Raw genomic sequence first — 13435 nt, 5'->3', positions numbered from 1 at the left:
AGCGGATCGGCGCTGGGCATCAGAAAGAAATATCCTCCGCCGCGCCTCCCCGCCGCCGATGACCGAAGGGTGGCCCGCACCGATGAGCGAGGGGCATGTCCACGTCCTCGGACACAAGATGTTCTACCGTATCTGCGGCCCGGAGGATGCCCGCGAGACCGTGCTGTGCGTCCACGGCGGTCCGGGAGCGACGCACGACTACCTCCAGCCGTTGGCCGACCTCAGCCGGCACGGATACCGAGTGGTCTTCATGGACCAACTCGGATGCGGCCGCTCCGAGCGCACCACCGATACCTCGCTCTTCACGGTCGAGCACAATGTGGAGGAGGTGGAGGGTGTCCGGCGCGCCCTCGCCCTCGGCCGCATCCACATCATCGGGTCGAGCTACGGTGGGGCCCTGGTGCTCGCGTACGCGCTGCGCTACCAGGAGCATCTGAAGAGCCTCACCACGGTCGGCGGGCTCGCCAGCATCCCCCTCGCCGTCCGCGAGATGTGGAAGCTCGTGGACGGGATGGCGAAGGAGGATCGCGATGCGATCTACCAGTACGACAAGCTTCACGAGTACGAGCACCCGGAGTATCTCCGAGCGGTCGAGCACTTCTATCGGCAGTTCGTTTGCCGCTTGCCCGAATGGCCCCCCCTCGTGACCTATTCGTTCGCCGAGATCAGCAAGCCGGTGTACAACTACATGAACGGCCCCAACGAGTTCACGATCACGGGCACGATCCGGGACTGGGACATCTCTCAGCGACTCGGCGAGATCCGGCTCCCCACGCTCGTGACGGGCGGGAAGTACGATGAGGTCACTCCCGCGTGCGCGCGCGAGATCGCCGAGGGAGTTCCCGGCGCGGTCCGCATCGAGTTCCAGAACAGCTCGCACACCCCGTTCTGGGAGGAGCGAGCCGCGTACCTCGACGCCGTACGGAGCTTCCTCGATTCGATCGCTTGAGCTCGGCGTCGGCTCGCTGATGCTCGATGGAGCACACTCCTCTATGCGTGCGCGAATGGGCCGGACTCCTCACGGTGGAAGGCGCCACGGCTTTGCGGGAAATCGAGACGTCGCCTCCGCGGCACGCCCAGGTCCGGTCTACGAGTCGAGCGGCCTCGCCGGAGCGGGCCGGCGGGCCGATCCCCCGGGCATGGTTCCCCTCGCTGGTCCGACGCAGTCTGCGAATGGGAGCGACAAAGATAATGGCGCGGGCGGTGACGGGACCTCCGGTGAGGGCTTGAGCGGAGCGAGGCCCTTGAGGCACAGGCTCGGCCGGGGCGACCCGATTCTGGAGATATCATCCTGAGCGCCCTCGTCCCTTCGACAGCCACCGTCGCCATCCTTCTCGTCGGGGCCACGGTCCTTCTCGCATTCGCGAGCGACGCGTTCGCCCAGCGCTTCCGGATCCCCGACGTCCTGTGGTTGATCCTGTTCGGTCTCCTCGCCGGGCCGTTATTCCATATCGTGCAGCCGGGCCAGGTCTTGGGACTCGGCGCGATCCTCGGCACGATCGCGTTGATCATCATCCTGTACGACGCCGGGATCGACTTCAATCCGAGGCAGGCCCGCGAGGTGGGCTCGGCCGGCCTCCTCCTCGCGATCGGCAGCTACACGATCGCGGTCGGAGTCCTCTTCGCGATCGGTTGGTACGCGTTCGCGGGAGGCGACGTGCTGGTCGCCATCCTCTTCGCTCTCTGCCTGGGGGGCGTCTCGGGAGCGGTCGTCCTTCCCATCTCTCGGCGACTCCGCTTCGCGCCCGTGGTGCGCGACACACTGCACCTCGATATGGCGGTCGAGGACACCATCTCGGTTCTCGCGGTCACCGTGCTGCTCGCCGTCGTCGCCTCACCGAACGGGGGATGGACGTCGGTGGTGCCCCAGGTCTTTCTCCCGCTCCCCGTGGCCATCGCCTTCGGAGTCCTCGGCGGGTTCGTCGCGATCGAGTTCCTATCCCGCTGGCAACGGCGCGTCTATGCCGGCCTCGCGACGATGGGCATTCTCTTCCTGGTCTATGGAGCAACGCAGAGCCTCGGCGGTTCCGGCATCATGGCCGCCTTGATCATGGGGGTCGTGCTCGGAAACGACGCCTTCTTCCGCCGTTGGCTTCCGCGCTCCACGGGGCGAGATTTCGCCTTCGATCCTTCGGTCCGCCAGGTCCACAACGAGATCGCGTTCGTTCTGCGGGCGATCTTCCTCGTCATCCTGGGAGTCCTCGTTCCGTTCCAGCCTCTCGGGATCATTGCGGCGGTGGCCGTCATCGCGGTTCCGTTCGTTCTCCTATTGTCACGTCGGTGGTTCCTGGGACGCCTAGAGGGCCACAGGCTTATGGAGGCGGGAAACGCACGCCGTCTCTCCGGCCTCTATGGCCGGGGATTGACGAACGCAGTTCTCCTCATCCTAGTGATCGCGGTCCTCCCCTCGGCGCAGTCGATCCTCCTTCCCGCATTCCTGATCATCATCGGAACGGACATCATCATGACGGTTCTTGTCTTCCTCGAGCCGGTGTCCGAGGACTCGGCGCCCGCTGCGGGAGGAGGCTTGAGCGATCCTCTCGACCCGTTCCGAGCGGCCGCCTATCCGCCCGAGGAGGCGCAATCCGACACGGCCCCAGCTCTTCCCTCCCCGCGACCGACCCAAGAGCTGCCCGAGTCTCCTCCTGAGCCAGGGTGATCGACCGTGGTGGCGCCTTCCGTCCGCCGAGGGGCCCATCGGTGCCCCGTTCCTTCGCAGTTCATCGAGGCCATTCGGGAGCTGTTGCGCCGGTCCGAGAGCAGCACGGCGGCGGATGGAATGCTTACCAGGACGACCGACCGAGACTGATCGATCTCCCTTGGATCTCGATGCAGGGCCCGCAACCTTGCCGGCCGAACACGAATCGTCTTCTCCCACATTCCAGGAGGATTCGCGACCCGAGGCGATTCCAGTCCGGCAGAGAAGGCTCCTTTCGAACTGCCCGGTCGGGTCCGGGAGGTTCAGCCGACGGTCCACCGGGGCGGGCGTTTCTCTCGGAACGCCTCCCGGGCCTCGCGGTTGTCCGGGCTGTCGCGCAAGGGGTCGGCAAGCTCCTGCTCGAGCCGTAGGCCTTCGGAGAGCGGGAGGGCGAGGCCCCCGCGCACCGCGGCGAGGGCGGCTCGAACGGCGCGGGGAGGGTGCGCGGCGATCACCTCCGCCATCGTCTGGGCTTCCTCCCGAAGGCGGGAGAGCGGGTACACCTGGTTGACCAGACCTATGGCCGCGGCTCGCGCGGCATCGATCGGGTGGGCGGTGAGGATCATCTCGAGCGCTACGGCAGGGGGCACGGCTCGTGGGAGCCGCTGCGTTCCGCCTTGTCCGGGGATGATCGCCCACCGGACCTCGGGCAGGCCGAAGCTGGCGTTCGCGCTCGCGAGGCGGATGTCGCAGGCCAGGGCCAGCTCGAGTCCACCCCCGAGACAGAGTCCGTTGACCGCGGCGATGACGGGCTTTCCAACCTCGAGATTCCGGGTGATTCCGCCGATCCCCGGCTCGCGGTTCCAGACCTCTACTCGCTGCCCGGCCGGGACGTTCCCATAGAAGTCTCCTATCCGTTTGATGTCGACCCCGGCGCAGAAGGCTTTCGTCCCGGCCCCGGTGAGCACGGCCACGCGGAGACCGTCCTCATCGCGGAAGCGCTTCCAGGCGGCCACCAGGGCGGCATGGGACTCGGGATCGATGGCGTTCAGCGCCTCCGGACGATCCAGAGTGATCCAAGCGACGTGCCCGTCGGTCTTGAAACGGACGGGCATGAGCCCGGCACCCCGCCCTGCTTCTTGGAGTTAACGGCGGGTGAGTTCCGAAGCGATAAGCACGTTCGCGGCCCTTCGGGCACCGCATGTCCGCTGGACCCGCTCGCTTGATGGGCGGCCCCCGCCGCCGGTGGGAGCCGGCGGAGGGTACCGCATCCGACCTTGTGGGATGCGACTGATGGCGACCGACTACGACCCCATCGCGGTCTTGATGGAGGAACACCAGAGCTTCCTCCGGCGCCTCGGGGAGGTCCGGACCGATCTTCAACGACTCTTTCAGGAAGGGCGGGGACGCAGGGGCGTGGCGACCTCGATGTCCACATTCGCCGATTTCCTCGCGAAGGATGTGGACGGATTCCACGGGCGAAAGGAAGAGGAGGGACTCTTCCCGATCCTCGTCCGCCACATCGGGAGCGAGGGCGGCCCGGTGGGGGTGATGCTCGAGGAGCACGAACTCCTACGCCGCCATCAGAAGACCATCGCGCGCAACGTTCCCAAGCTCGAGACCGACCTCGAGGCCGTGGAAGCATGGACCGCGGTCTCCGCCGCCACCGACTCGGTCGACCACCTCTTGGCGCTTCACATCGAGAAGGAGGATCAGGTCCTCTTCCCGATGGCCCGGGCCGTTCTCTCTCCGGCCGAGATGTCCGAAGTAGCCCAGATCTGCCAGGAGATCGAAGTTCAGCTCGGGGTCGGCCCCGGGAAAGGGCGGCCCGCGCCCAGGGATCTCCGCTGACGGAATGCGTCCGGGTGCGGCCCGGGTCGGGATCCATCCATCTCAACGTGCGACCCCCTAACCGGTACGGGATAACGCGCATCACCCACGAGCGGTCTTCCGTGGATCGGATACCGTGGGATGATGAAGGCACGCCCGAAGCAGTCCGAATCCGTGAGCGAACCCGACGTCCTCGCGCCGATGGCACCGGAGGAAATCGACTTCCGGGACCTGCTCTACGAGAAGCGCGATGGGATCGCACGCATCACGCTCAATCGCCCCCACGCCTACAACGCCTACGCGACCGGCACGCTTCGCGAGCTTTGCCGCGCGGTCGAAGACGCATCGGTCGATGATGCGATCGGCGTGATCGTTCTCACGGGCGTGGGATCCGCGGCCTTCTGCACCGGCGGCGACGTCCGCGAGTATGCCGAACGGTACACCCAACGCCCCCGGGACTACTGGAAGTACATGGGCCTCTTCGAGGGGGCGGTCGAGGCCCTGCTGCGGTGCGGGAAGCCGACGATCGCAAGGCTCAACGGGATCACCGTGGGCGGCGGAAACGAGCTCCATCTCGCCTGCGACCTGTCGGTCGCAGCGTCCCACGTGTATCTCGGGCAGGTGGGCGTGGGCGTCGGCTCGGTGGCCTGCGGTGGCGCTACTCAGTGGCTCCCTCTCGTGGTGGGGGACCGCCGGGCGCGCACCATGCTGTTTCTCAATGAACGGATCCCGGCCCGCAAAGCCCTGGACTGGGGCCTCGTTAGCGAGGTCGCCCCATCGGTACGACGAGGAACGGAACTCGTCGAAGAACCCACGAATGAGCAGATCGACCTCGCGCGCAAGGGGTTGGAAGGCTACCAGATCGACCTCGCGCCGCTGGACGCGTCGGTCGATCGACTCTGCCATCGCCTGCTGGGAATGTTCCCGGAATGCCTTCGGTACACCAAACAACAGGTGAACTTCTGGAAGGAGCTGTCCTGGCACAGCACGGTCGGTCACGGCCGCGAATGGCTCTCCCTCCACTTCACCGATCGGGAACCCCACGAGGGAATGAATGCGTTCGTCGAGAAACGGCCTCCCGACGTGGCGGGACTTCGTCGTCGTCTCGCAGAAGGAAAGGGGGCCGAGTTCCTCTTCGGTCGCCCCGTGCGACGCTGCCCGGCCTGCGGGGCCAAAGGACTCCCCGAGGACTTCGAATTCTGCGGACGGTGCGGATCCGCCATCCTCTCGCCGACCGCGCCCGGGGAGTGATCCGGTGTCGGAAGTCGTCTCGGCACCGGCGGTTCCCGGGGGAGTCTCGCGCTCCTTCCTTCGCGATGCCCGCGGCCTCCAGCGCAAGCTCGTGGAGGAGTACTACGGCGAGCTCGCGTCGGTCGACCAACCACGTCGACCCGTGGCGTACATGCTGGTCGGCGGGAACCTCACAGAGATCCTCCGTTCGTTCGGCTACGACGTCGTCTTTCCGGAGATCGTCGCGCTCAACTGCGCGATCAAGCACCAGTCGCTCGAGAACATCCTGCACGCTGAGTCGCTCGGGTACGGGCTCGATGTCTGCGGCTACGTGAAGAACGACCTCGGGCTCCAAGACCTCGGTGGGAAGACCTCGTTCGGCCAGATCCCACGCCCCGACCTGCTGGTCTGCAGCTTCTCGGGCTGCTATGTGTACGTGAAGTGGTGGGAGGCGCTCGCAGAGTCGTACGGCGCCCCGCTGTTCATGTTCGACGTGCCGTACATGCGGGAGGAGAAGCCCCGCAAGGAGGACATCGCCTACCTGGTGAGCCAGCTTTGGGAGCTCGTCCACCTCCTGGAGAAACGCACCGGGCGTGCGTTCGACATGGACGAGCTCAAGCGGGTTCTGGCCGAATCCCGCCGTGCCGAGGATGGGTGGGTAGAATTCCTCCGCGCCGGCCGGCTCCGCCCGTCTCCGATTGAGGCCTATTTCGAGTCGATCTTCTACATGTTCCCGATCAATGTGCTCCGGGGAACGCCCGGGGCCGCGGACTTCTACGACGTGGTGAACGAGGAGGTTCGAGCCCGGGTGCGGGACAGGAACTATCCTCTGCCGGAGGAGAAGGTCCGCGTCCTCGTCGAGGGAGTTCCACCGTACACCAACTATCGGACGTTCTGGGACTTCTTCCGGAAGTGGGGCGCGGTATCGGTCGTCGCGACCTACCCGAAGGTCGGGGGGCTCTTCGACCGCGGCTTCCGGCACGACCCGTCCCGGCCGTTCGAGAGCATCGCGGAGTACAGCCTCGGCGCCTACGTGAATCAATCCTGGCCGTTGCGCCGGAAGATCATCGCCGACTACGTGAAGGAGTACCAGGCGGACGCCGTCATCATCCACGGTATCAAGTCGTGCCGTTCGTTCACGGCCGGCCAGGGCGACCTGAGGGACTGGTTGATCCACGACCAGGGGGTGCCCACCCTCTACATCGAGTCCGACCACCAGGACCCCCGATACTTCGCGCCCGCCCAGATCAAGAACCGCATGGACGCCTTCTTCGAATCCCTCGAGCAGCGCCGGGCCGTGGCGGCCGCGGCGGGGGCCGCCCCCGGATGAGCGCGGTCGTCGCGGGGGTCGACATCGGCTCGACGACGGCGAAGTGCGTGGTCCTCGGAGAGGATTCTCGGATCCTCGGCAAGTCGCTGAGCGTCGTCGGCGTCGATATCGTGAAGGACGCGGAACGCGCCCTCGAAGCCGCCCTCGCCGACGCCCACCTCTCCCGGTCCGAAGTGTCGTTCATCACCGGCACCGGATACGGCCGGTACAAGGTCTACTTCGGCCAACTCGTCGTCACCGAGATCTCCTGCCACGCGCGAGGGGCCAACTTCCTGTTCCCCGGGACACGCCTCGTGGTCGATATCGGCGGCCAGGACACGAAGGCGATCCGGATCGACGAGAAGGGCGAGGTCGTCGACTTCGCGATGAACGACAAGTGCGCAGCCGGCACCGGGCGATTCCTAGACGTGTGTGCCAACGCGCTGGGGTACGATGTCGGCGAGATCGGGCCGCTCTCCCTCCAGGCCCGGCGCGCGGTGAAGGTCACGAGCACCTGCACGGTCTTCGCGGAATCGGAGGTCACGTCGTACGTATCGCGCGGCAAGGACCCAAAGGACATCCTCGCGGGGCTGCATGCGAGCATCGCGAACCGGACACTTTCCCTGATGCAGCGGGTCGGCGTAGAACCCGAGATCACGTTCACGGGCGGCGTCTCCCAGAACGAGGGCATGGTCCACGCTCTCCACCGCCGGCTCGGGGTCCCCGTCAACGTGAGCCCGCTCTCGCAGTACCTCGGAGCTTTGGGGGCGGCGCTCCACGGCCGCGAACGGCTCTCGGGAGGTGCGGCGTGATCACCGGCGGCCTCGACCTCGGCGCGGGAGTCATCAAGGGTGTGCTGCTCGAAGACGGTCGACGCATCCTCGCGACCGCCTCGGCTCCGTCGCGGGGGATCCCGGTGCAGACCGCGCACCAAGTGCTGGACGCGTTGGGGGAGACGGCGAACATCGCTCCGGACGACATCGACTACCTCTGCACGACCGGCTTCGGCCGGTACTCGATCCCCGAGCGGAACCTGCAGGTCAGCGACTTCACCTCCTCGGCGCGCGGCGCCATCTTCCTCTTTCCCAAGACCCGGATGGTGGTCGATGTTGGAACGCAGGCCTCCCGGACCATGTCCATCTCCGAGACGGGAAAGGTCCTCAAGTTCAAGATGAACGAGAAGTGCGCCGCGGGAGCGGGCCGCTTCGTCGAGCGCTGCTCGAAGTATCTCCAGGTCCCTCTCGAGGAGATGGGCCCGAAGGCGCTCGCATCGGAACGCCCGAAGCTCATCTCGAGCGTCTGCGCGGTCCTCGCCGAGACGGAGATCATCAACAACGTCGCGGAAGGCGTGCCGCTCTCCGACATCCTGATGGGCGTCTTCCTCTCCCTCGCCCAGCGCGCGCACTCCCTCATGCGGTACGTGGGGATCCAGCCGGAGGTCACGCTCGTCGGAGGCCTCGTTCGCAACGTCGGGATGGTGAAGGCCCTCCACGACACGGTCGGAATGGACCTGAACGTGGCGCCCGATGCGTACTATGCCGCCGCTCTCGGCAGCGCGGTCCTCGGGCACTCCCGGCTCCGGAAGCTCGCCACGGCACCGCAGGGAGCGCGAGGATAGGCATGCCCGAACTGCTCAAGATCGGGTCCTGGGCCGGGGACCTCCCGGACGGCGAGGCTCCCCCCGGGATCGATATCTCGCCGGATTTCCGGGAGTTCACGGAGGCGGAGTCCGTCGAAAAGATCGTCCACCTCGCCCAGGAGGTCCTCGCCGATCCGACGTTCCCTACCGTCCGGGCCTGGCGGACAGCGGGCGGCAAAGCCGTCGGGTGCTTTCCCGTCTACACGCCGCAGGAGCTCGTCCACTCCTTCGCGATGATGCCGGTCGCGATCCAGGGCGGCGGAGAAAACCTCGAGATCAGCCGCGCGGACGCAGCGCTCGGCTCCTTCCTCTGCTCGATCTCAAAATCGACGCTCGAGATGGCCCTCACCGGTCTCCTGGACCCGTTCGATGCGTTCGTCTTTCCGTACATTTGCGACGTCAGTCGCAACCTGGACGGGATCTTCACCCGAGTTCTCCCGCAGCGACCCTCGCACATGCTTCACCTGCCACAGAACTTCACCTCCCCGGCCACGATCCCGTTCCTGGTAGCGGAGTACCGCAGTCTCATCGAGAAGCTCGAACGCGTCGCCGGCCGCCCCTTCTCCCAAGAGGACCTGCGCGCGTCCCTTGAGGTATTCAACGAGCAACGCGCGCTCGTGGATCGACTCGTCGTGCTGAAGCGAGACGCGCCGTGGAAGGTCACCCTGGTCGAATACTACCTTCTGCTCCGGCTGGGAGGCCTTCTCCCCCGGGAGGTCCACATCCCGCTGCTCCGCCGGGCGATCGCCGAGCTCGAAGGAAGGGAGCGAAAGAACAAGGATGCGATCCGGGTGATCGTCCTCGGTCCGTTCTGCGAACAGCCGACCCTCGAGCTCCTGCAGCTCATCGAGGACGTCGGTTGCTACGTGGTCGGGGAAGAGCTCCAGATGCTGCACCGCTGGTGCCCGCGCATCGAGCCGGGAACCGATCCTCTCGAGAGCCTCGCTACGTCGTACGTCCGGACGCCCGTCGACATCGGGGTCCGGAGCACCCCGACCACCAAGGCGGCCGCCATCCTCGCACGGGTCGATGCTGCGAAGGCGCAGGGCGTGCTCTTCCTCACCGCCAAATTCTGCGAGCCCGCGCTCGAGGACGTGGTGCTCTACCGAAGGGCCCTCGAAGGGCGGGGCATCCCTTACCTGCACATGGAGTTCGAAGAGAAGTCGACCACCTACGAGCAAGCGCGTCTACAGCTTGAGACGTTCGCCGAGTCGATCCTCTTCGAGTGACCGAGGACTACGGTGAGCGCGAAACCTCCGGGCACCGTCTCCGTCGCGCGCGTCGATGGACGTGCGACGATCACCTGGGAGCGGGGACCGGCGAACGTGTTCGACACCCGACTCCTGGAGGAGCTCAACCGCGTGCTGCACCGCGAGGAGGTTACCACCGCCCATGTTGTCGTGCTGCGCGGCGGAGGCAAATCCTGGAGCGGTGGCCTCAGCGTCGAGGACCACCTCAAGCCCCGGGTCTCCGCCATGTTCGAAGCGTTCCGCACGACCCTCACGACCCTGTGGAACCTGCCCTCCCCGACGATCGCCCAGGTCCACGGAAGGTGCCTCGGTGGTGGCATGGAGCTGCTGATGGCCTGCGACCTCGCGATCGCCTCCGAGGGGGCGACGTTCGGCCAGCCCGAGATCCGGTTGGGGGTCTTTGCACCGTTCGGAGCCGCCACCTACTTTCATCTCCTTGGTTCTCGGTCCGCCGCCGAGCTCCTGTTCTTGGGAACGCCGTTCGATGCCCCGCGGGCGGCGGCCGCCGGGATCGTCAACCGCGTGGTTTCCGAGGAGGAGCTCGATGCCTCGGTGGCATTGACCGCCCAGACGCTCTGTAGCTACCGTCGCGAAGCTCTGCACCTGCTCAAACGGGTCCTCCGAAGGTCGGAGGTGGATCCGTGGCCCCGTCTGGCGTACGCCGAGCGCGCCTACCTCGACGAGCTCATGAGAACGGAGGGAGCGGAGGAAGGACTCCAAGCGTTCCTCGAAAAACGAGCCCCCGTTTGGAAGGACGGTTGAGACCGCGGATCCATGCGAGCGGCTGTCTTTCATGGCTCGGGACGTCCCCTCGTCGTCGGCGAAGTGCCTCGCCCGGTCCCGGGGCCGGACGACGCCCTCGTGAAGGTGGCGGCGTGCGGCTTCTGCCATACGGATCTCCATTACCTCGACCACGCCGTCCCGACGGCGAAGAGTCCTCCCCTCATTCTGGGACACGAGATCTCGGGCGTGGTCGAGGAACTGGGAACCGGGAGCTCCGTACGGTCCATCGGGGACCGGGTGCTGGTCCCTTCGGTCCTTCCATGCCGGAACTGTGAGTATTGTAGATCGGGGCGCGGGAACATCTGTCCGTACCTCCAGATGCCGGGTAACCACATCGACGGAGGGTTCGCGGAGTACGTACGAGTCCCAGCACGCGACCTCGTACCGTTGCCCTCCGACCTCAACCTCGCGTCGAGTGCGGTGATCGCCGATGCCCTGACGACGCCGTACCATGCGGTCGTCCGACGAGCGCGAGTGCAAAGTGGGGATTGGGTCGTGGTGGTCGGATGCGGCGGCGTCGGGATCAACGCTGTCCAGTTCGCGGCAGCGGTCGGTGCGAGCGTGATCGCCGTGGACCTTCGCGCGGAGAAGCGCGAAGCGGCTCTGCGCCTCGGGGCGTGCGAAGCGCTGGATCCCCGGGAGTACCCCGACCTCGGGCGCGAGGTGCGGAAGCGGTCCGGGGGGGGCGCGGACGTGGCGCTCGAGGTGGTCGGTACGCCCGAGACCGTAAGTCTGGCACTCTCCACGCTCCGGCGGGGAGGGCGGCTCTGTGTCGTGGGGTACAGCGATTCGGTCGTTCCGATCCCGCTCAACCGTCTGATGTTCTTCGAGTACGAGATCGTCGGCTCCCTCGGGTGCCGGCCCGTGGACTATCCGCGCGTCATCGAAATGGTGCGGAAGGGGATGGTGAGCCTCGACGCGGTCGTCACCGCTACCCTCCCGCTCGATCGGATCGGGGAGGCCGCCGAGGACCTCCGGGCCGGGAAAGGGTTGCGGACCCTCATCGTTCCCTGAGCACGGCGTGCGTCTCCTCGCCGTCGCGCTGATCCGACGCGCTCCGGGGACGGTCGCTGGGCGTGGGGCGGCTTCGGACGATCCCCACCTCGGATCGACGCTGGGAGGCGAGCTTGCGCATGCCACGACGCAGGTTCTCCATGGCCGTCGCGCGGCTGACGCCGAGAGACTTTGCGACATCCTTCAGCTGGGCCCGGCGCGGATAGTCGTAGTATCCTAGCACGAGGGCCGTTCCGACGGCCACTTCCTGGCGAGGCGTCAGATCGAGGGACCCTCGGAAGGAACCGATGCGGACCAGCGAGGCCGGCGAGCTGCCCGGCGTGGTGAACGAGGCGAGGAGGGGATGGGCGTCCCGAACCCGATGAACGAGCACCCGCCACTCCCCCTCGCGTACCTCCCCTTCCTGGACGCCGGCCGAAGGCAGGAAGGGACAGCTCATGCAGATGGCCCCCATCTCGAAGACGGTGTGGCAGAGGGCCGGCAGCGGTCCGACAAGACGGACGAGGAGTCGTTGCGATCCGAGCTGCGTGAGCGAGATTTCTTCGGGGCCGGCCCGTTGGCGAAGGAAGGCCGTGATCTCCGGGAGGGTGGCGGGGGTCGCGTTGATCTCGAGAAGCTGCAGGAGGCGACGAGGTGAGGCATCGGCGTGCCGGCAGACGTGGAGACGGACTCCGGCTCCCCAGCGCGTGCCCAGGTCCTGCATCCAGTGAGGCACGGGGCCGCCCCGGATCCGGAGCTCCACGAGAGCCGGCACGCTGCGGGGCCTCCGTGGGCTTCCTCGATGGGAGCGGCGGGTGGATGGGTCGAGGATGGTCACGCGGTCTTTCGCGGCTCCGGTTCCACGATGGGTGCGCGGGCGGGGAGAAGCGGGGGAGACCTGCGAATGCCGGTCCGCCCGCCTTCGGCGAACCCCGCGCGAAGGACCTCCTCCACCAAGGTCGGATCGAGTCCGTTCTGATTGGGCATCCGTCTTGCCCTCGTGAGGACCCACCCCTCCAGATCCTAGACTTTCAACGGTACTCCGATGGTTCGCTCGTAGGCCCAGAGCCGTTGAACGAGCGCGAGGCGTCCGACGAGCCCGTCGACGAGCGCGCGGTACACGCGCTGAGGATCTGCCCGCATTGCCCAAGTGACCTCATCCCCTATTGGGACCGGGTGCCGAACGGTCGTTTCTCCCGAGACTTCCGCCAGAGAAAAGGATGGCTGCCTACTAGGAGGCGGCCGGGCTCACCTCGTGCCCGCAGGCGGAGATTCCGGAGTCGGATCACTTCCCGCAGAGTACCCCGTACTCGACCAGCGAAGGGCCCCTTGCGCAGCCGAGTGCTTCTGGAGGGATAGCCAGCCCTAGAGCGTACCGTTCGAGACTCCCAATCATCGGGGCACGATCCGATCGGGACAGACCGGTTCGCGATACCTTGGCGTAACGACGCGAGTAAGCATCGTTCGGTGCGGAGGTGAGAACCTTCTCCTTCCAGGGAGAGTCGGACGTCGGAGGGCGCACCACTCGTTCCAGCGTACCAGGCGATAGCCTTGGGCTGATTCGCTCCAAGTAAGGGGTGAATTTCGGTCATCACGAGCCCGGCTTTGCCCGTCGCATCCTGCGAGTGGGGGCCGCATTTGGTATGGAATCCCCTCGGGGATCTAGGTAATCCAGGACGTTGCGCGACGGATCGGCTCTCGTGGATCGAGCGGCACGCGGAGGTCCGCGCCTGTGCAGAGAAGCACCCTTTCCGTCCCCGGGG

The 13435-nt window shown here is 66.6% G+C and carries 12 protein-coding genes; 10 read left to right on the top strand and 2 right to left on the bottom strand.

The window, feature by feature from the left end:
• Positions 1-82 precede the first annotated feature (82 nt).
• A complete protein-coding gene (locus tag VMV28_04985; protein ID HUZ79952.1) occupies positions 83-949 on the top strand; it encodes a proline iminopeptidase-family hydrolase in 867 nt (288 codons plus the stop codon).
• 336 nt (positions 950-1285) lie between these two features.
• A complete protein-coding gene (locus tag VMV28_04980; GenBank protein ID HUZ79951.1) occupies positions 1286-2659 on the top strand; it encodes a cation:proton antiporter in 1374 nt (457 codons plus the stop codon).
• Positions 2660-2961: 302 nt separating this feature from the next.
• Here VMV28_04980 and VMV28_04975 read toward each other — a convergent pair whose 3' ends face one another.
• Positions 2962-3753, bottom strand: a complete 792-nt coding sequence (locus VMV28_04975) for an enoyl-CoA hydratase/isomerase family protein (protein HUZ79950.1) — start codon at positions 3751-3753, stop codon at positions 2962-2964.
• Positions 3754-3931: 178 nt separating this feature from the next.
• Between VMV28_04975 and VMV28_04970 the strand changes: the two genes are divergently transcribed.
• From VMV28_04970 to VMV28_04935, 8 genes are all read left to right on the top strand, one after another.
• Complete coding sequence (locus tag VMV28_04970) at positions 3932-4489, top strand: hemerythrin domain-containing protein (protein ID HUZ79949.1); 558 nt, start codon at positions 3932-3934, stop codon at positions 4487-4489.
• A gap of 153 nt (positions 4490-4642) precedes the next feature.
• Positions 4643-5719, top strand: a complete 1077-nt coding sequence (locus VMV28_04965; protein ID HUZ79948.1) for an enoyl-CoA hydratase-related protein — start codon at positions 4643-4645, stop codon at positions 5717-5719.
• 4 nt (positions 5720-5723) lie between these two features.
• Positions 5724-7028, top strand: coding sequence for a 2-hydroxyacyl-CoA dehydratase family protein (locus tag VMV28_04960; GenBank protein HUZ79947.1), 1305 nt, complete (start codon positions 5724-5726; stop codon positions 7026-7028).
• On the top strand, positions 7025-7819 hold the full coding sequence (locus VMV28_04955; protein HUZ79946.1) for an acyl-CoA dehydratase activase: 795 nt from the start codon (positions 7025-7027) through the stop codon (positions 7817-7819). Before VMV28_04960 ends, VMV28_04955 begins: the two co-directional genes overlap by 4 nt.
• On the top strand, positions 7816-8625 hold the full coding sequence (locus tag VMV28_04950) for an acyl-CoA dehydratase activase (GenBank protein HUZ79945.1): 810 nt from the start codon (positions 7816-7818) through the stop codon (positions 8623-8625). Before VMV28_04955 ends, VMV28_04950 begins: the two co-directional genes overlap by 4 nt.
• Positions 8626-8627: 2 nt before the next feature.
• Positions 8628-9875: a 2-hydroxyacyl-CoA dehydratase gene (locus tag VMV28_04945; protein ID HUZ79944.1), complete on the top strand. Its 1248-nt coding sequence runs from the start codon at positions 8628-8630 to the stop codon at positions 9873-9875.
• A gap of 12 nt (positions 9876-9887) precedes the next feature.
• Positions 9888-10658 carry an enoyl-CoA hydratase/isomerase family protein gene (locus VMV28_04940; protein HUZ79943.1) on the top strand — a complete coding sequence of 257 codons (771 nt, stop codon included), beginning with the start codon at positions 9888-9890 and terminating at the stop codon, positions 10656-10658.
• Positions 10659-10670: 12 nt separating this feature from the next.
• Positions 10671-11693: a zinc-binding dehydrogenase gene (locus tag VMV28_04935; GenBank protein HUZ79942.1), complete on the top strand. Its 1023-nt coding sequence runs from the start codon at positions 10671-10673 to the stop codon at positions 11691-11693.
• On the opposite strand, the gene VMV28_04930 is transcribed toward VMV28_04935, so the two are convergent.
• Positions 11680-12447 carry a helix-turn-helix domain-containing protein gene (locus VMV28_04930; GenBank protein ID HUZ79941.1) on the bottom strand — a complete coding sequence of 256 codons (768 nt, stop codon included), beginning with the start codon at positions 12445-12447 and terminating at the stop codon, positions 11680-11682. The two genes, VMV28_04935 and VMV28_04930, sit on opposite strands and share 14 nt — an antisense overlap.
• Between the last annotated feature and the right edge of the window lie 988 nt (positions 12448-13435).

Source organism: Thermoplasmata archaeon (assembly GCA_035532555.1).
Lineage (GTDB): Archaea > Thermoplasmatota > Thermoplasmata > Lutacidiplasmatales > UBA184 > Lutacidiplasma.
Note: the sequence above shows the minus strand (reverse complement) of the source record. Positions and strands in the feature narration are given on the sequence as shown.

Excerpts from the sequence above, each read along its gene's own strand:
- VMV28_04955 (HUZ79946.1), top strand. The coding sequence starts at position 7,025 with ATGAGCGCGGTCGTCGCGGGGGTCGACATCGGCTCGACGACGGCGAAG.
- VMV28_04970 (HUZ79949.1), top strand. The coding sequence starts at position 3,932 with ATGGCGACCGACTACGACCCCATCGCGGTCTTGATGGAGGAACACCAG.
- VMV28_04975 (HUZ79950.1), bottom strand. The coding sequence starts at position 3,753 with ATGCCCGTCCGTTTCAAGACCGACGGGCACGTCGCTTGGATCACTCTG.
- VMV28_04935 (HUZ79942.1), top strand. The coding sequence starts at position 10,671 with ATGCGAGCGGCTGTCTTTCATGGCTCGGGACGTCCCCTCGTCGTCGGC.
- VMV28_04985 (HUZ79952.1), top strand. The coding sequence starts at position 83 with ATGAGCGAGGGGCATGTCCACGTCCTCGGACACAAGATGTTCTACCGT.
- VMV28_04945 (HUZ79944.1), top strand. The coding sequence starts at position 8,628 with ATGCCCGAACTGCTCAAGATCGGGTCCTGGGCCGGGGACCTCCCGGAC.